Genomic DNA, 17,747 nt, shown 5'->3' on the forward strand with positions numbered 1-17,747 from the left:
CGCGGGAAAACCCTAGTGTTGATAACGGACGAGAGAACTTACCCTCGTTCGGCCGCATTAATCTTGCGGATTAACTTGCCAGCAGGAGCCCCACCTGAATGGAAGATACGCTGCAATCGCCCGCCGCGCAGGGCGACTTCGCCCCCGTCGCCACCGGTAACGACACTAATAAGGACACCGCAGGCCAGTATGAACCGCGCAAGGCCTGGGCCATGGCCGCGTGGCTGACGGCGTTCTCGGCGATCAACTTCCTCGACAAGGTCGTGCTGGGCATGGTGGCGGTACCGGTGATGCATGACCTGAACCTCACCACCGCACAGTTCGGCATCATCGCTGGGAGCTTCTTCTGGTTCTTCTCGTTGTCCGCGGCGCTGGTCGGATTTCTTGGCAACCGTGTGCAGTCGCGCTGGATCCTGCTGGCGATGGCCGTGATGTGGTCGCTGGTGCAGTTTCCCGCGTCGCTGGCCACGTCTGCCACCGCGTTGATCGTGAACCGCGTGCTGCTGGGCGCGGGTGAAGGGCCAGGCAATCCGGTTTCCGTGCACGCCCTGTACAAATGGTTTCCGCATGAAAAGCGCAATCTTCCGGTTACGCTGATCAACCAGGGCGCGGTCATCGGACTGTTGCTGGCGGGCTTGATGGTGCCCTGGATTACACAGCATTGGGGATGGCGCGCCAACTTCGTCGTGCTGGCAGCGGCATCGGCCGTGTGGGCCCTCGGGTGGTTGTGTTTCGGCCGCGAAGGCTCGTTGCGTACGGCGCCTGCGTTGCACAGCAACCAGGCGGGCAAGGCCATCCTCGATCCGGCCGACCGCGTGCCCTACCGTCGCCTGTTGACCGACGCCACGGTGTTGTCGGGCTTCGCAGTCGGCTTCGCGGCGTACTGGGGGCTGGCGCTGATGCTGACGTGGTTGCCGTCGTACCTGGAGCAGGGGCTTGGCTTTGATGGCGTGACCGCGGGCCGGATGTTCGCACTGGTCGTGGTGCTCGGCATGCCCGCCAGCCTGTTGCTGAGCTGGTGTTCGCAACGCATGTTGCGACGTGGCAGCTCGTCGCGCGTGGCGCGGGTCTTGTTCAGTTGCGCGTGCATGACGTTTGGCGGCGTGCTGTTCATGCTGCTGCCGCAGTTGCCGCTGACGGCCGGCGGCAAGGTCACGATGCTGGCGATTGCGTCGATGCTGCCGCCCATCTCGTTCGCGCTATTGCCGGCCGTGCTCGGCGAAATCATTCCGGACAGCCAGCGCAGCGCCATGATCGCGCTGAGTACCGCAGTGGCCACCAGCGCCGGGGCAATCGCCCCGATCGTGATGGGCCAGATGGTGCATCTCGGTGGGCCACACAGCGCGCAGGGTTTCGAAGCGGGCTTTACGGTCTGCGGTGCGATCCTGCTGGCCGGCGCACTGGTAGGCGTGCTGTGGCAGCATCCGGAACGTTCGCTGCGGCGCTTGCGGGGGCGGTAGGCACCGACCCCGCTCAGCCATGACGTCAGTGCATGGTCACCGCGCTCCCCAACGCCGTGGCAAAGATCTCTGCCACCTGATCGATCTCCTCGGCGTTGATGATCAGCGGTGGCAGGAAGCGCACCGTTGCGCCATGCCGGCCACCGAGTTCGACAATCAGGCCACGCTCGAGGCATTGCCGCTGCACGGCTTTGGCCAGAGCGTTATGGGCCGGGAGTGCGCCGCAGACATCGGGTTGTGCGTTGGCATCGACCAGCTCGACGCCCAGCATCAAGCCCCGCCCGCGGACTTCGCCCATGCACGGGTAGTCGCGCTGCAACTGGCGCAGGTGCGTTTCCAGCCGTTGTCCCATCGACGCCGCATGCGCCACGATGCCTTGCGCGTGCAGCGTGCGGATGGTGGCCGAGCCGGCCGCCATGGCCAGCTGGTTGCCACGGAAGGTGCCGGCGTGCGCGCCGGGTTGCCAGGTGTCGAGCGCTTCGTCGTAGATCACCACGGACATTGGCAGGCCACCTCCGATCGCCTTCGACAGCACGAGCACATCGGGCACGATCGCCGCGTGCTCGAACGCGAACGTGCGTCCGGTGCGGCCCAGACCCGTCTGCACTTCATCGAGGATCAGCACGATGCCATGTTCACGCGTCAGGCGCCGCAATGCCTGCAGCCAGCGTGCCGGCGCTGGTATCACGCCACCCTCACCCTGTACTGCTTCGACCACGATGGCCGCTGGCGGCAGCACGCCCGATTCGGGATCGGCGAGCATCTGCTCGATGTAGCGGATACCTGCATCGATGCCGGCCTCGCCGCGTAGTCCGAACGGGCAGCGGTAGTCATAGGGGTAGGGCAGGAATTGCACATTGCCGCCGAGTGCGCCGAGCGGTGCCTTGGGGCCCAGGTTGCCCATCAGCGCCAGCGTGCCTTGCGTCATGCCGTGGTAGCCACCGGCAAAGCTCATCACGGTCTGCCGGCCGGTTGCGGTCTTGGCCAGCTTCAGCGCGGCCTCGATGCCATCGGCGCCAGTGGGGCCGCAGAACTGGATGCGCGCACGCGCGGCGAATTCGGCCGGCAGCAGGCCGAACAGGTCGTCGACATAACGGTCCTTGACCGGTGTGGCCAGGTCCAGCGTATGGAGCGGCAGGCCGGTGTCCAGCGTGTCGCGAATCGCGCGTACCACGGCCGGGTGGTTATGCCCGAGGGCCAGGGTGCCGGCACCGGCCAGGCAGTCGATAAACAACTGGCCGTGGGTGTCGCGCACGTACACGCCATAGGCCTGTTCGAGCGCCAGCGGAATGCGTCGCGGATAGGAGCGTGCATTCGATTCGCGCGCCGATTGCCGCTGTAGAAGTGCGTTTTCCTCGATGCGGATCGGGCCTTGCTGGAAGAAGGCGCCAAGCGAGAACGGAGCCGGCTGGCCACTGGCATGCGTGGCGAGGGAAGGGGGCGTCATGATGCGTTCCTTGCAGTTAAGCGTTGAACTGGATTGACGGAAGTGGAATGGATCCGCGCGGTGGGCCGTCGTCGGCATGGACGCTGCGGTGATCGAGGCAGCGTTCCACCGTTTTCAGCATGGCGTCGGCGTGATCGCGCAGGAAGAAATGGCCGCCGGCGAACAGGTGATGACTGCAATCGCGGTGCGTCTCGTTGCGCCACGCCGCCAGCGAGGCGGGTGGTGCGTGCAGGTCGTCCGCGCCGCCGAGCACCGCGATCGGACACGACAGGCTTGCCGCGGGCCGGTAGCGCCATGCTTCGCACAGCGCGATATCGGCGCGCAATACCGGCAGGAAAAACGCCAGCGCCTCGGGCGTTTCGCGAATCTCCGCCGGCATGCCACCCATGGCGGCAATCACGTCGGCAAACTCGCCATCGGGAAGCGTGCTGAACGGTGGCCGAGTACTGGGCAGCGACGGCGCGCCACGTCCGGACACGATCAAGGCCTGCGGTATTTGCCGATGCAGTGTCTGCAAACGCCGCGCCGTTTCAAACGCGAGCAGTGCACCCATGCTGTGGCCGAACAGTGCGAAACGCGGGGCCTCGTCAACGGCCATTGCAATCGCGTGTGCCAGCGCATCGGCGAGGGCTTCGATCGATGTGCCATGCGGTTCGGCGATACGTGCGCCGCGTCCGGGCAGGCGTACCGGCGCCAGTTCGATGTGATCGGGCAGGGCGCCACGCCAGCCGTGAAACACGGTATGACCGGCGCCCGCATACGGGAAGCAGTAGAGGCGGACCTTGTGCGCGACACGATGCGTGGATTGCGGCGCGGGCATCACCGCGAACCACGGTTGCTCTGCCTGGCGTGCCTGCAACGGCATGGCGCTCATGGGTTGGCCAATGCCTGTTGCAGACTCAACGGACGCATGTCGGTCCATACACGTTCGATATAGCCCAGGCATTCCTCTCGCGTGCCTTGCTGTCCCGCGCTTTCCCATCCCGCTGGAATGGTCTTGAAGTCCGGCCAGATCGAATATTGGCCTTCGTGATTGCGCACTACGTGGAAGCGCGTATCCGGATGGTCCCAACTCATGCTGTGCTCCTTCGGGTGATTCGCACATCGGCGTGAATGCCTTTTGTGCAAAGGGTTGGCGGCGTTTTCTGGCGGCTTTGGGCCGGCACTTCGGGCGGCTTTTCGGCCCAATACAGCCTCGCAGCAAATCATGACAGATTTGTGGAAATAATAACGATTCGTATTTCCATTCGCAAATGTATCCGGTAGACTCGCACCTCGTCGAATGTCCAGACAACGTTGAAGCGGCCCTCGTGTCGCGCCGAAACCGAATGAGGCAACCGGATATGGAAACTTCGAACCCTGTCGTGACGCGGCATCAGGTGTGGAGCGGTCAACCACTGCACACCGGAACAGCGTCGCTGCGGTTGGCCGCGCTGCATGCCGGCAACGCACTGCCGCAGGTGATCACGCCAAATGGCAACAGCGACTGGCGCAGCCAGTTCCACGAGATCCAGCACCTTGTCAATGAACAGCTTCATGTGTGCGCGGGCATCCTGTTCCGCGGCTTCCAGTTCGATGACGATGCTGCGTTCCGCGCGTTCGCCGCGGCATTCGGTCACCCGCTGCTGACTTATGAATTCGGTTCGACGCCGCGCTCGGAAGTCGGGCAGGGCGTCTACAGCTCGACCGAATATCCCGCGCACCAAGTGATCCCGCTGCACAACGAGCAGTCCTACACGCTGCAATGGCCAATGAAGATCTGGTTCCACTGCGTGCAGCCTGCCGAAGTGGACGGCGAGACTCCGATTGCCGATAGCCGCGAGGTCTATCGCCAGCTTGATCCGGTGATTCGCGAACGCTTTGCCAGCAAACGGCTGATGTATGTGCGCAACTACGGCAACGGGCTCGACCTGACGTGGCAGCGTGCGTTCAATACCGAGGATCGTGCAACCGTGGAGCGCTTTTGCCGCGCCCAGCAGATCGACTTCGAATGGAAGCCGGACGGTGAACTGCGCACGCGCCAGCTGTGCCAGGCCGTGGCGCGCCACCCGGTGACCAACGAGATGGTCTGGTTCAACCAGGCCCATCTGTTCCATGTCTCGAACCTCGATCCGGCCTTGCGCGAAACGCTGCTCGCCGTGGTGGGCAGCGAGGATGAGTTGCCGCGCAATGTGATGTACGGCGACGGTACGCCACTGGAGGAAGATGCCTTGGCATCGATCCGCGCCACGCTGGACGACTGCACCGTCAGCTTTCCGTGGCAGCAGGGCGATGTGCTGATGCTCGACAACATGCTGGCCGCTCACGGCCGCGCCACCTTCCGCGGCAAGCGCCGCGTGATCGTGGCCATGGCGGAACCCGCACCGCCGGGGCTTGGCTAGCCGCGAGCCCGCGCCTCTTTCTGCTCCGCCTCTACGGTGTGTGGCTGTATGGCACACCGCGTAACGACGTTTCGCCCCCCTTGATCATGTCGTTCTCTGTCGCCCCTGTTTCCGAAGTCCCGTTCACTCCGGCCGACCTGGCCACCGCAATGCGTGCGTGGCGCGCCGATGGCCTGCGCATGCGCCTGCGCGACGGCCGCTGGCGCATTGCCGAACCTTGCGCAGCCAGCGCCGAGACCCTCGCCGCGGCGCAAGCCTGCGTTGCCGCGCACGATGCCGTCGTGCAAGCCTGGTTGGCCGAGCATCCCGGCTTCTTCGCATGCCATCCGGCCGGTGCCGCGCAACTGGCGATGCTGGCGTTCCATCGCCAGCATCCCGGCAGCGCCGCCTACAACATGGCATTCTCGATGGAGTTGCGGCACGTGCCCGACGTCGAATTGCTGCTCGCCGCTGCGCGCCACGTGGTGGATTGTCATGAGGCGCTGCATAGCGGCTTTATCGAACTCGACGGCGAGATCGTGATGGCACGGCCAACGGGCTTTGCGGCCGATGTCTGCGCCACGCGCGTGGAGGACTGGAGCGAAGCGCAAGCAGCGGCCTGGCTTGAACGTGAAGCCGATGAGCCGTTCGACGTGGAGGCCGGCCATGTCTGCCGCTTCCATTTGCTGGTATCGCAGCAGTCCGATGCCTCGCAGCGGGTGTGGCTGGGCGCGGCGATGCACCATATCGCGGGCGACTTCATGGGCTTCGAGCTTGTGGTCGACCAGATCATGGCGACCTTCGAGGCAATGCGTGATGGCGCGGCGCCGATGGCGTCGCAGGTCGGGCGCTATCACGACTGGCTGGTGGGGCAGCGCCGGCTGCTGGCGGGTCCGCGTGGCGAGACCTTGCGCGCGTATTGGGAGACACAGCTCGAAGACCATCCCGCGCCGCCCGCACTGCCGCCCGACCTGTTCCCGGTGGGCGAGGCGCAGTGCCGTGGCGAGGAAATCGAATTCTGGCTTACCCCAGCGCAAACGTCGGCGCTGCGAGCGCTGGCCGCGCAGTTGTCGGTCAGTCCGTTCGTGGTGGTACTCGCGCTGTACAAGACCGTGCTGTATCGGGCTAGCGGCAGCGATACCTTCCTGATTGGCACTCCCACGGGCGGGCGGTCCGGTGCCCAGTATGCCGACCTGATCGGCTATACGTTGAATGCGGTGCCACTGCGCGCCGACTTCAGCGCGAATCCGGCTTTTGATGCAGTGGTGCGCGACTGCGCGCGCCAGATGCGTGGCGCGCTGCGTCACCAGCAGTATCCAATGGCACAGATGGGCGCGACGCGCGATGCGCAAGCCACCGGTCCGCGCGCGCCATTGTTCCGCCATATGACCACTTTCGTGCCGGTTGGCCCGCGCACGACGCTTAAGCGCTATATGGCGCGCGAGCATATCGCGACACAGCGAGGTGCTGCCAACGAGATGAACCTGCGCTGGCAGGATGCCGGCGACACCTGGCGCGGGCAATGGCGTTATGACGTGGACCGCTTCACGCGCGCTACCGTCGAGCGCCTGATTACCGCGATGCGCGCCGCGATCGACGCGGTGACGGCGGACCCCGAGATTCGCGTGGCGGGGCTGAACCTGTTCCCCGAAGCGTTGCTGTCAAGCGCGCATACGCCGGCAGTGCAGACGTTCGACACGGCGCTGGCCGCGTTCGAGCATGCCGCCCATCACACGCCCGAGCGTACCGCCGTCGTCGCGCCAGACGGGACGCTGAGCTACGCAGCGCTCGATCGCAAGGCAGTGGGCATTGCACAGGCATTGCAGGACGGTGGCGTGGTCCACGGCGATATCGTTGGCCTGCTCATGCCACGCGGCGCGGCCATGGCCGCCAGCATGCTTGCGGCATGGAAGGCAGGGGCCGCATTCCTTTGCCTCGACAGTGCCATGCCAGTGGCGCGACTCGCGCAACTGTGTGCGGATGCCAATGTGCGCGTGGTGCTCGGCCAGGGCGAGCGTCCCGCATGGCTCGGCGTGGCGTCATGGTTGAACCCCGATGCAGCCGGGCACGCCAGCACGGCAATATCGCAGCCCGTGGGCGCTGCGCACGCGGCCTACCTGATCTATACCTCGGGTTCCACGGGCACGCCAAAGGCGGTTGCCGTGAGCCAGGGCAATCTTGCCCACTACGCGGCCGGCGTGCTGCATGCGCTGGCATTGCCCGAAACGGCGACGCTGGCCGCATTGTCGTCGGTGACCGCGGATCTTGGATACACCGCGTGGTTTGGTGCCTTGCTAGGTGGGCGCACCTTGCGCATCCTTGACGATGCGCTGACCGAGGACCCCGAAGGACTGGCGGCAGCGCTGCAAGCCGAGCCGGTCGATTGCCTGAAGATCGTGCCGTCGCACTACAAGGCACTGCTGGCGGTGGCCAACCCAGGACGGATCGTGCCGCGCCACTGCATCGTGTTTGGCGGCGAGGCACTCGATCCAGCGCTGGTCGGTACGGTGCAGGCGCTAAGCGCGGCGTGCCGTGTGTTCAATCACTATGGCCCGACGGAAACCACGGTAGGTTGCGTGGCCGCGCCAGCGGAGCCGGCGGCCGGTGCCGCTTCGATCCCGGTTGGCGTGCCGTTGCCGGGCGTTACCGTGCATGTGCTCGATGCCCATGGCAATCGCCTGCCGCGCGGTGCGGCCGGTGAGCTGTACGTCGGTGGCGCCGGCGTGGCGCTTGGCTATCTGCATCGTGCAGCGCAGACGGCCGAACGGTTTGTTTCCGATCGGTTCGGTGCGGACGGCTCGCGCCTGTATCGCACCGGTGACCGCGTACGCATGCTCCACGACGGCCGTCTGGTTTTTTTGGGGCGTGCCGATGCGCAGGTCAAGATTCGTGGCTTCCGCGTGGAACCCGGCGAGGTCGAGGCATGGCTGCGGCAAGCCCCGCAAGTGCGCGACGCCGTGGTCGTGACCCGCACCGCGCCGACCGGCGGATTGCAGCTTGTGGCGCATATCGTTACGGCTGGTCCATCTGATGTCGATGCGCTGCGTGCGGCCATGACACAAGCCATGCCCGCTGCGATGGTGCCGTCGGCCTTTGTGTCATGTGATGCATTCCCGCTGCTGCGCAATGGCAAGGTCGACCGCAAGGCGCTCTCGCTGCGCGAAGACCAACCGGCGCGACCGGCGTCCATCGACAGTGCGGACAGTCCGACCGTCAAGGCGCTGCGCGGATTGTGGGCCACCGTACTGGGACAGGATGAGGCCGCCATCGGTACCGACGCCAACTTCTTTGCGCTCGGCGGCGATTCGATCCTGGGCCTGCAACTGACGGCGCGTGCGCGTCAGCAAGGGCTCGCGTTGACACCGAAGCTGCTGTTCGCGCATCCGACTCCGGCGGCGCTGGCGGCCGTACTCGACAGCGTGCCTGGTGCCACGCGGCCTGCTGAGAAGCCCGGCGCCGAGCTCGAAGCCGCGCTGCATGGCATCTGGTGTGAAGTGCTGCGCCGAGACGCCATTGACCGGGATGCGGATTTCTTCGCGCTCGGTGGCGACTCGATCCTGGCGCTGCAAATCGTGGCCAAGGCTCGCGCGCGGAAGATCGTACTGATGCCGAAGACCTTGTTCGCGCATCCCACGCTGGCCAGGCTGGCGGCGCATCTCGTGGCGCAGTTGGTGGCACAGACGCCGGCGCAAGCGACGCCACAGCCTGAATTGCCGCCGTTCTCGCTGGGTGGGTTGCAGCAAGCGGACATCGCGCGCTTGCGCGAGCTGCGTGGCGATATCGAGGATGCCTACCCGCTGTCGCCGTTGCAGGAAGGCCTGCTGTTCCACCATTTGCGCGACGGTAGCGATGGCGCCTATGTCAACCAGCTGGTGCTCGCCGTCGATGGCCCGCTGGACCCCGTTCGCATGGGTGCCGCATGGCAGGCTGTGCTGGACGCGCATCCGATCTTGCGTACTTCGTTTGTACCAGCCGGGGAAGTGAACGGCAGTGACCTGGCGCTGCAATGCGTGCATCGCCGCGTCGCGCTGCCTGTGTCAACCGAGGACTGGCGCGCCGTGCCGTCTGACGACGCCGCGCGGCGGCTCGAGGAATGGTGCCGGACCGACCGTGCGCAAGGGTTCGATCCATTTACACCGCCATTGATGCGGCTCGCGTTGCTGCGCGTTGCCGACACGCGTTGGTGGCTGGTATGGAGCCGTCACCATCTGGTGGTGGACGGCTGGGGCTCGGTGCAGTTGCTCGATGAAGCGCTGCAGCGCTACGCCGATGCCACGCATACGGCTACGCCCCGTCGCCCATACCGCGACTACATCGCATGGACCGCGCAACAACCGCAGGCGCCCACGCGCGAGTTCTGGCAGCAGGCGTTCGCCGGCCTGGAAGGCCCGACGCACCTGCCCGGTATTGCCGATGCCGCTGCCGATGCTCCGGCAGCGAAGGTGCCACCGCTGACGCGCGACCTTGTGGTGCCCCCCGAACTCGACCAGTCATTGCGCGCGTTTGCCGCGCGGCATCGCGTGACACTGAATACCGTGATGCAGGCCGCCTGGAGCCTCGTGCTGGCGCGGCATGCTGGAACCGCCGACGTGGTGTTTGGCGTGACATCGGCCGGTCGACCCGCAGGGCTGGCCGGTGCGGACCGGATGCTTGGCGTATTCATCAATACGTTGCCGCTACGCGTACGTACGCACGGCGCGCAGTCGGTTGGTGAACTGCTGCGCGGGATTCAGGACAATGGTGCCGCCATGCGTGAATTCGAGCACGTAGCGCTGGCCGATATCCAGGCGCAGTCTGGCGTTGGCGGAAATCTGTTCGACACGCTGCTGGTATTCCAGAATCTGCCCGACCTGAACGACCGGGCCCGCCAGGTTGCTGGCCTGTCGCTACGCCAGCACGACAATATCGAGCAGACCCACTATGGCCTGACGATCGAGGTCATGCCCGATCAGCGCTTTGTGGTTCGCTTCACGGCCGACGGTGGACGCGTTGCCATGGGGCAACTGGACCAATGGGTTGACGCTTACCGGAACGTGCTGGCCGCGCTGTCACAAGGTGCCACGCACGTTGGTGAGGTTGCGATGCTCGCCCCAGAGCGACGGCAGCAACTGCTCGACTGGGGTAGCAGCGACGACCGGACCGTAACGACCGAGGCGTTGCAGGATGACTATCTGTCGCGCGCCGCTGCTTGGGTCGCGCAGCATCCCGAACGCGTGCTGGCCCGCTGTGGTAGCGCCACGCTGACGTATGGCGAATGGTGGCGCGGGGCTGGTGAGCTTGCGGCAGCACTGCGCGAGACTGGCGTGCGCGCCGACGACACCGTGGCGGTGCTGCTGCCACGTGGCCTGCAATGGCTGACGGCGCTGGCCGGCATTCTCAGGGCAGGAGCGGCCTGGGTACCGCTCGACGTGACACATCCGCCAGCGCGCTGGCGCCAGGTGGTGTCGCAGGCCCGGCCAGCACAGGTGCTGACCGACGCGGCCGGACAGGCAATGCTGGACGCCAATGCGCTGGAAGGCGGCAGGGATGTCGCCGCACTGATCGCGGCACATGCGGGCAAGTCATTCACCGACGCGCCTCGGCATCCAGAGGGCCTGGCCTATGTGCTGTTCACATCGGGCTCGACCGGCACGCCCAAGGGCGCGATGGTCACGCGCGCCGGCATGCTCAACAACATGCTGGCCAAGGTCCAGCCGCTCGGACTCGGCGAACACGACACGATTGCGCAGACCGCGCCGCCTTGCTTCGATATCTCGGTCTGGCAGGCGCTGGCCGCGCCGATCTTCGGTGCCAGCGTCGATATCGTGCCTGATGACGTAGTACGCGATGTGCCGGCATTGCTCGCGCGGCTGGCTGCGTCCGGCATTACGCTGTTCGAACCGGTGCCGTCGCTGCTGCAGGCCTTGCTCGATGTGCAGGAAGCCGGGGCCGTGCACACGCCGCTGCCGGCTCTGCGCTGGGTGTTGCCGACCGGCGAGGCACTGCCCGCCAACACCGCGCGTGCATGGTTCCAGCACTATCCCGCTGTGCCGCTGATGAATGCCTACGGACCGGCCGAGTGCGCCGACGACGTGGCCTTCCACCCATTGCATGCGATGAGCGGAAGCGGCGAGTTTGCCGTGCCGATCGGACGCCCGACCGCCAATGCGCGGCTTCAGGTGCTCGATGCCGACGGCAATCTGGCGCCAGCCGGGGCGGTGGGCGAGATCGCGGTGTGCGGCGTGGGTGTGGGACGCGGCTATCTGGCCGATGCCCGCCGTACGGCCGCCGCATTCGTGCCCGACCCCGAGGGCGCGCCGGGGCAGCGCCGCTACCTTACCGGTGACCTCGGGCGCTGGCGCGCCGACGGGCTGCTTGAATATGTGGGCCGCAAGGACTTCCAGGTCAAGCTGCGCGGCTTCCGCATCGAACTGGGCGAGATCGAGGCCGTACTGGCTGCGCAGCCCACGGTTCGCCAGGCACTGGTAACGGTGCAGCGCGTAAATGGCGCCGAGGTACTGACCGCATACTGGCAACCGGCCGATGCGGGCTTCGATGGCGCCGATGCACTGCCGGGGGCCGTGGCCGCCAGCCTGCCGGCCTACATGGTGCCGGCAGCGTGGGTTCGTATCGAGCAGTGGCCGCTCAACGCCAACGGCAAGATCGACCGCAAGGCACTGCCGCTGCCGCAGCAGGACCATGCAGCGGGGCAGGGTGGTGCGCCGCGCACGGCGACCGAGCGCGATGTGGCCGATGTCTGGGAGGCCTTGCTCGACGGCGTGCAGGCAGGTCGCGAGAGCCATTTTTTCCAGCTTGGCGGTCATTCACTGGTCGCCACGCGCGTGGTGGCGCGACTGCGCACACGTGGATATCCGCATGCCACATTGCGCGATGTGTTCGAAGCCCCGACGCTGGCCGCATTTGCGGCGCGCCTCGATGGCTCGGACGCGCATGTCACGGCCATGCCATCACTGGTGGCGGTTCCGCGCAGGCCGGCCATGGCGGTATCGCTGGCGCAGCAACGGCTCTGGCTGGTCGAGCAGTTACAGGGGCAGGCATCGGGTGCCTACAATATGGCGGGCGCGCTGCGCCTGCGCGGGGATCTCGATACCGGAGCACTGCAGGCCAGCCTGAACGCCGTGATCGCGCGGCATGAGGTGCTGCGCACCGCTTACGCCGATCACGACGGCGAGCCCGTTGCGCAAATCGTGCCAGAGCTGACCTTGCCGCTGCACACCATCGACCTGGGTCCGCTGACCCCGTCCGCACAGCAGGCTGCTTTGCAGCAGGCCATGCGCGAACACGCGGCGAAGCCGTTCGCCCTCGACCAGGCGCCGCTGATACGCGCGTCGCTGCTACGCATGGGGCCCGGCGAACACGTGTTGCTGGTAGCGCTGCATCATCTCGTTTCGGATGGATGGTCGATTGGCCTGTTCATGAACGAGCTCACCCATGGCTATGCCCATGCGCGTGATCCACGGGCCGTGCCGGCCATGGTGCCGCTGCCGATCCAGTACGCGGACTATGCCGCGTGGCAACGGCAAGCGATGCAGGGCGCGCGACTCGAAACCATGCAGCAGTACTGGCGACAGGCGCTCGATGGCGCGCCGCGTGCGCTTGACCTGCCGGCGGATCGCCCGCGCCCCGCTGTGGCGCAGCACGACGGTGGCGCGATAGCGTTGCATGTCGACGCCGCACGCATGGCACGCGTCGAGACGCTGGCGCGCAGCGCAGGCGTGACCCCATTTACGGTGTTGCTGGCCACGTTCCAGCATTGGCTGCACGATGCAACCGGCATGGACGATCTGGTGATCGGCACCGACGTCGCCGGACGTCCCGATGCCGCGCTCGAATCACTGCTGGGCTTCTTCGTCAATGTGCTGCCGTTGCGTTCGCGCCGGATTGCCGGCGCCAGCTTCAACGACAACTTGCGCGATTGCGGCAAGGCCGTGCTCGACGCTTTCGAGCACGAAGCACTGCCGTTCGACCGGATCGTCGAAGCCGTCGGCGTGCCGCGCGACCGCAGCCGCAACCCGCTGGTGCAAGCGCTGTTCGTGCTGCAGAACACGCCGGCAGGCCAGTTGGCAATGCCCGGCATCGAAGCCGCGATGTTGCCGCCGGTGGCCCGTACCTCAAAGTTCGACATGGCGTTGTTCCTTGAGCCCGAGGCTGTGGCGAAGTCGGGCACCGTGTCACCGCTGCGTGGTGAATGGGTCTTTGCCACCAGCCTGTTCGATACGGCCACGGTCGAGCGCTTTGCCGCCGGCTGGCTGGCCACGCTCGATGCACTGCTCGCCAGCCCCGATCAAGCGGTGTCCGCAGTTATCGCGTCCGCGCCCAGAGGGGCCGGCGCTTCCCGCATTCCGTCCGAGAACCAGGAGTCCCGTTCCATGGAAACTACCCAACGCATGGCCGCCAAGCTCGACCAGCTTCGGTCGTTGTCCAGGCCGCGCACGGTCGCGCCGGCCGCCGCCGCCTCTACGCTTGCAGCCAATCCTGCGCTGCCCGACCCCGCCAGCCAGGTCGTGCTGCGTCCGCTCAGTGTAGAACGCCCATTCCCGCTGGTGATCGAGCCCGCCGTGCCAGGTCTGGATGCGGCACAGTGGGCGGCACGCGCACGGCCGTTCATTACCGAGACGCTGCATCGGCACGCCGGTTTGCTGTTCCGGAATTTCGATATCGCCACGCCGCAGGCATTCGAGGCGTTTGCCGAGGCCATTCACCCGGGGCTGTATGGCAGCTACGGTGACTTGCCCAAGAAGGAAGGGGGCACCAATACCTACCGCTCCACGCCGTATCCGGAGCGCCAGATGATCCTCTATCACAACGAGAGCGCGCATATGGACCGCTGGCCGCGCAAGCAATGGTTCTTCTGTGAACTGCCTTCGCCGGTAGGCGGGGCTACCCCGATCGTGGATTGCCGCGAACTGCTGCGCCGGTTGCCCGCGGACCTGGCTGAAGCCTTCGAGCGCAAGCAGCTGATGTATGTGCGCACGTTCACGCCGCGGCTCGATGTGGACTGGCGTGATTTCTACAAGACCGATGATCGCGCCGAGGTCGAGGCGCGCTGCCGCGCGGCGGGTATCGACTGCCGCTGGCTCGACGGTGACATCCTGCAGACACGTACGGTCTGCCCGGCGGTGATCCGGCATCCGGCTACCGGCGAACGCAGCTTCTTCAACCAGGTGCAATTGCACCATGTGTCGTGCCTCGAGGCGGATGTGCGCGAAGACCTGCTCGACATGGTGGGCCTGGAGCGTATGCCGCGGCATGTGATGTTTGGCGACGGCACCCCGATTCCGGATGATGCCATGGCACTGGTCGGCGAACTGTATGAAGCCTGCGCAGTGCGTTTCGAATGGCTGCGTGGGGACGTGGTGATGCTCGACAACATGCTTGCCGCCCATGCACGCGACCCGTATGAAGGGCCACGCAAGATAGTGGTGGCAATGGGCGACATGTTCGATCGCCAGCAACTGGCTGCCACCCAGGTGGCGCAGGCTTCGGAGAATGCCAATGCGTGACGCCGCCATGAACTGGGTAGCAACGCCCGAGCAGCAGGCCGCGCGGGCACTATTGAACGCGCAAGCGCGTCATGCCGTCCGCATCGAGCTGGACATGGCGATTGACGTAGCCACCGTGCACCAAGCGCTGGAAGCAGTCCGCTCGCGCAGCGATGCACTGCTTGCGGCTGCAAGCGATGCAGCCGTCATCGACGATGGCAAGGCGGTGATGCTGACCGCCGATGCCGTGCTGATCGACCGCACGAGCCTGCTGATGGCTGCGGCGATGCTGCGCGAGGGTTTGCGCGGGCTGCACGTCGGTACAGGTGCCAATGATTCTGAAGACGCGCCCCTGCAATACGCGCAGTACGCCGCATGGCAGCAGGACGCCAGCTTGGGCGAAGATGGCACCGGTGCGGCGGGGCAACAGTACTGGCAGCGGCAATACGCGCCACTGCCAGCACCACTGCGCGTGCCCGATGCGCTGGCTGGCAGTGGCGATCGTCATACGGTACGGCACGCGTTGCATGCCGTGCATCGACAGGGTGTGACAGCGTTGGCCAACCGCTGGCAAACCAGCGCCGAGCGCGTGGTGCAGGCAGCGTGGTGGTCCGTGCTGGCACGTGTGTTCGGTCAGCAGACCTTCTCGGGTGTCTGGTTGCATGATTGCCGGCGCGACTACGATGTGATGGCCGATGCCATCGGCGTGTTCGAGAAAGCGCTGCCGGTCGCTATCGATTGGAGCGCCGAGGGATCGCTGCTCGCGCAATGGGAACGGCATCTGGCCATGCTGGGCGAGCATGCCGCATGGCAGGAAGCCTGGACCTTGCCGGCCGGATGGGCCGAACAAGGGACGCGACCACGCATCGCCTGTACGGCTACCCCTGTGGCGGGGGCCGGAGTGGCGACTGAAAGCGCGGCGTGGCCAGCGTTCGACGTGGTCTGCGAAATGCAATGCGACGCCGACGGTGTAGCTGTGCTCGCGATCCATGCCGAAGCGAACGTGCTGCACCCGCGTGTGTCGCAATGGCTGCTGGCCCACCTTGCTGCGCTGTTGCGCACGTTGCCGCAGGCGCTGGACAACGCGGAAACGGTCGAGGCCCTTGCATGGCCACTCGACGACACGCTGCGCGTGCCGCAGGAATGGCGCGAAGCGGCGCCAGCCGATGCTGGTGATTCGATCCTGGCCCGCATCGCGCGATACGCGATGCAGACGCCGCAGGCACCGGCCTTGCATGCGGGGGACGTAGTACTCGATTACGTGTCCCTGCAGCAGCAGATTGCTGGCGCGGCAGCGCTGCTGCGCGCGCAGGGCGTGGTGCCCGGGTCGCGCGTGGCGCTGTCGATGCCGCGTAGCGGCGCGCTGGTGGTGGCGCTGCTGTCGGTGTGGGCGGCTGGCGCGGCCTATGTCCCCCTGGATCCCGCGTGGCCTGCGCAACGGCGCCAGCGGGTGCTGGCACAGGCGGCGCCGGTACTGCTGGTTGCCGACGGCGAATCTGTTGCGGCACATGGTGTGCCGGTACTGGACGCCGGAGCATTGCTCAGGAAGCCGGTAGCGCAGACGGGTACGTTCGCGGTGCCGGGTCCGGCCGAGGCGGCATATGTGTTGTTTACATCGGGATCGACCGGCGAGCCGAAGGGCGTGGTCATTGGTCATGCGCAGGTCAGCCACTACACCGCCGCGGTGTGCGCGGCACTGGGTTTCCATGGTTGCCAGCGCTTTGCGTTGACGTCTTCGGTGGCGGCCGACCTGGGCAATACCACGCTGTTTGGCGCACTTTGGAAGGGCGCTTGCCTGGTCGTGGCCAGCGAAGCGGACATGGCGCATCCCGATGCATTTGCGCACCTGATGCGCGAGCAGAAGGTCGACGTGATCAAGATCGTGCCGTCGCATCTGGCAGCGCTGCTTGAAACGGAAACGCCGGCGGTACCTGCAACGGTGGTGCTTGGTGGCGAGGTATTGCCCCGTTCGCTGGTCGCACAGTTGCGTCAGCACGCGCCGGCGTGCCGGATCTTCAATCACTATGGTCCGACGGAGACGACCGTTGGGGTGCTGGTGCATGCGATCGACGACACGGCGGGTGCGGTGCCGCTTACGCGCGCGCTTGGCGCGTCGCGCATCCGCCTGCTCGATGCACGCCTGCGACCGGTGCCGCCGGGCGCGGCGGGTCAACTGTTTGTTGGCGGTCCGCAACTGGCACACGGGTATCTGAACCGCTCCGACCTCGATGCTGCGGCATTCGTCGCAGATCCCGACGCACCGGGAGAACGGCTGTATCGCACCGGAGACGTGGCACGCGTGACCCCTGGTGGCCTGCAACTGATTGGTCGTGCCGACCAGCAGGTCAAGATTCGTGGCATCCGGGTCGAGCCCGCCGAGGTCGAGACTGCGCTGCTGGCCGAGTTCGGTGTTGCACAGGCGGCAGTTGTTGCCGATGCGGCGTCGAATGGCGAGACCTCGTTGCTGGCCTTTGTATCGCCCGCGTCGCTTGATGTGGCGGCGTTGCGTCAGGCGCTGTCTGCGGCGTTGCCGGATGCGATGGTGCCGGCAAATATCGTCGCGTTGCCGGAACTGCCACGTTTGCCGAATGGCAAGATCGATCGTGCCTTGCTCAAGAGCATGCCGGTGCCTGCAGCCCCGGCATCGGCGTCGGTACGGGCCGAAGCGGCCGATGCGGTCGAGGCACTGGTCAGTTCGCTGATGACGGAATTGCTTGGCGATACCGAGGCGGCGCCCGATGCGGATTTCTTCGCGCTCGGCGGCCATTCGTTGCTGGTGATCAAGCTCGTGGCGCGCTTGCGCCGCCGCTTGCAGCTCGATATTGCGCCCGGCCTGGTGTTCGACCATCCCACGCCTCGCGCATTGGCCGCGGCCTTGCGCGCGCACGGTGCGGCTGATCTCGATAGCCTGGCCGTGGCATCGCTGGCGGCTTCATCGGCCGCATTGCCAGCCGCAACACCGGCCGCACTACCGGCCTGAGTGCATGCCCTTTCGACC

At 66.2% G+C, this 17,747-nt stretch carries 7 protein-coding genes; 4 read left to right on the forward strand and 3 right to left on the reverse strand.

The window, feature by feature from the left end; genetic code table 11:
• The first annotated feature begins 98 nt into the window (after nucleotides 1-98).
• Nucleotides 99-1,460, forward strand: coding sequence for an MFS transporter (locus ACO550_RS07555; protein ID WP_315591467.1), 1,362 nt, complete (start codon nucleotides 99-101; stop codon nucleotides 1,458-1,460).
• Nucleotides 1,461-1,485: 25 nt separating this feature from the next.
• On the opposite strand, the gene ACO550_RS07560 is transcribed toward ACO550_RS07555, so the two are convergent.
• From ACO550_RS07560 to ACO550_RS07570, 3 genes are read right to left on the reverse strand one after another with little or no spacing between them, the layout of a single operon-like run.
• Nucleotides 1,486-2,907 carry a diaminobutyrate--2-oxoglutarate transaminase gene (locus ACO550_RS07560; protein ID WP_315591466.1) on the reverse strand — a complete coding sequence of 474 codons (1,422 nt, stop codon included), beginning with the start codon at nucleotides 2,905-2,907 and terminating at the stop codon, nucleotides 1,486-1,488.
• Nucleotides 2,908-2,923: 16 nt separating this feature from the next.
• Nucleotides 2,924-3,781: a thioesterase II family protein gene (locus ACO550_RS07565; protein ID WP_315591465.1), complete on the reverse strand. Its 858-nt coding sequence runs from the start codon at nucleotides 3,779-3,781 to the stop codon at nucleotides 2,924-2,926.
• Nucleotides 3,778-3,984, reverse strand: a complete 207-nt coding sequence (locus ACO550_RS07570) for an MbtH family NRPS accessory protein (RefSeq protein ID WP_315591464.1) — start codon at nucleotides 3,982-3,984, stop codon at nucleotides 3,778-3,780. Before ACO550_RS07570 ends, ACO550_RS07565 begins: the two co-directional genes overlap by 4 nt.
• A 266-nt stretch (nucleotides 3,985-4,250) precedes the next feature.
• Between ACO550_RS07570 and ACO550_RS07575 the strand changes: the two genes are divergently transcribed.
• The 3 genes from ACO550_RS07575 (at nucleotide 4,251) to ACO550_RS07585 (ending at nucleotide 17,729) form a co-directional block, all read left to right on the forward strand.
• Complete coding sequence (locus ACO550_RS07575; protein ID WP_315591463.1) at nucleotides 4,251-5,288, forward strand: TauD/TfdA family dioxygenase; 1,038 nt, start codon at nucleotides 4,251-4,253, stop codon at nucleotides 5,286-5,288.
• A gap of 86 nt (nucleotides 5,289-5,374) precedes the next feature.
• Entirely contained in the window at nucleotides 5,375-14,770 is a 9,396-nt protein-coding gene (locus tag ACO550_RS07580; RefSeq protein ID WP_315591462.1) for a non-ribosomal peptide synthetase, read from the forward strand.
• A complete protein-coding gene (locus ACO550_RS07585) occupies nucleotides 14,763-17,729 on the forward strand; it encodes an amino acid adenylation domain-containing protein (protein WP_315591461.1) in 2,967 nt (988 codons plus the stop codon). The genes ACO550_RS07580 and ACO550_RS07585 overlap by 8 nt, the downstream gene beginning before the upstream one ends.
• Nucleotides 17,730-17,747: the final 18 nt, after the last annotated feature.

The sequence above is a fragment of the Cupriavidus sp. genome (assembly GCF_057315035.1).

Excerpts from the sequence above, each read along its gene's own strand:
- ACO550_RS07560 (WP_315591466.1), bottom strand. The coding sequence starts at position 2,907 with ATGACGCCCCCTTCCCTCGCCACGCATGCCAGTGGCCAGCCGGCTCCG.
- ACO550_RS07575 (WP_315591463.1), top strand. The coding sequence starts at position 4,251 with ATGGAAACTTCGAACCCTGTCGTGACGCGGCATCAGGTGTGGAGCGGT.
- ACO550_RS07580 (WP_315591462.1), top strand. The coding sequence starts at position 5,375 with ATGTCGTTCTCTGTCGCCCCTGTTTCCGAAGTCCCGTTCACTCCGGCC.
- ACO550_RS07585 (WP_315591461.1), top strand. The coding sequence starts at position 14,763 with ATGCGTGACGCCGCCATGAACTGGGTAGCAACGCCCGAGCAGCAGGCC.
- ACO550_RS07565 (WP_315591465.1), bottom strand. The coding sequence starts at position 3,781 with ATGAGCGCCATGCCGTTGCAGGCACGCCAGGCAGAGCAACCGTGGTTC.
- ACO550_RS07570 (WP_315591464.1), bottom strand. The coding sequence starts at position 3,984 with ATGAGTTGGGACCATCCGGATACGCGCTTCCACGTAGTGCGCAATCAC.
- ACO550_RS07555 (WP_315591467.1), top strand. The coding sequence starts at position 99 with ATGGAAGATACGCTGCAATCGCCCGCCGCGCAGGGCGACTTCGCCCCC.